At 54.2% G+C, this 1,078-nt stretch carries 1 rRNA gene; it reads left to right on the top strand.

Annotated elements, in window-relative coordinates:
* Positions 1-253 precede the first annotated feature (253 nt).
* Positions 254-1,078, top strand: a 16S ribosomal RNA gene (locus E3O67_RS00650); the annotation flags it as partial.

Below are 1,078 nucleotides of genomic sequence, written 5' to 3'. Positions count from 1 at the left end.
TTTGGGCCTGAAGTCGAGTGCGTCCGATCCTTGAGAACTCAACAGCGTGCACAATGTCAAATGCCAAAAACCTCGGCCGTAGGGCTCCTTTCTAGGGGGTACCGCGGAAGAGATTCCTTTGGAAAACATTTAAACAACAAAGCAAGTCAGTAATGATTTGTTCTGTCAGTTTCAAACTTGTGGTTGGTCCGCCTATTCCGGTGGTCAGTCACACTAGATGTGCCGTTGCCTTCGGGTTTCGTGCAATCAAACATTTACGGAGAGTTTGATCCTGGCTCAGGACGAACGCTGGCGGCGTGCTTAACACATGCAAGTCGAACGGTGATGGGGAGCTTGCTTCTCTGATCAGTGGCGAACGGGTGAGTAACACGTGAGCAATCTGCCCTTGACTCTGGGATAAGCGTTGGAAACGACGTCTAATACCGGATACGACCTTGGAAGGCATCTTCTGGGGTGGAAAGAATTTTGGTCAAGGATGAGCTCGCGGCCTATCAGCTAGTTGGTGAGGTAATGGCTCACCAAGGCGACGACGGGTAGCCGGCCTGAGAGGGTGACCGGCCACACTGGGACTGAGACACGGCCCAGACTCCTACGGGAGGCAGCAGTGGGGAATATTGCACAATGGGCGAAAGCCTGATGCAGCAACGCCGCGTGAGGGACGACGGCCTTCGGGTTGTAAACCTCTTTTAGTAGGGAAGAAGCGAAAGTGACGGTACCTGCAGAAAAAGCACCGGCTAACTACGTGCCAGCAGCCGCGGTAATACGTAGGGTGCAAGCGTTGTCCGGAATTATTGGGCGTAAAGAGCTCGTAGGCGGTTTGTCGCGTCTGCTGTGAAAACCCGAGGCTCAACCTCGGGCCTGCAGTGGGTACGGGCAGACTAGAGTGCGGTAGGGGAGATTGGAATTCCTGGTGTAGCGGTGGAATGCGCAGATATCAGGAGGAACACCAATGGCGAAGGCAGATCTCTGGGCCGTAACTGACGCTGAGGAGCGAAAGCATGGGGAGCGAACAGGATTAGATACCCTGGTAGTCCATGCCGTAAACGTTGGGAACTAGATGTGGGGACCATTCCACGGT

The sequence above is a fragment of the Cryobacterium sp. TMT3-29-2 genome (assembly GCF_004564305.1).
Taxonomy (GTDB): Bacteria; Actinomycetota; Actinomycetes; order Actinomycetales; family Microbacteriaceae; genus Cryobacterium; species Cryobacterium sinapicolor.
This window is presented reverse-complemented; position numbering and strand designations above follow the sequence as displayed.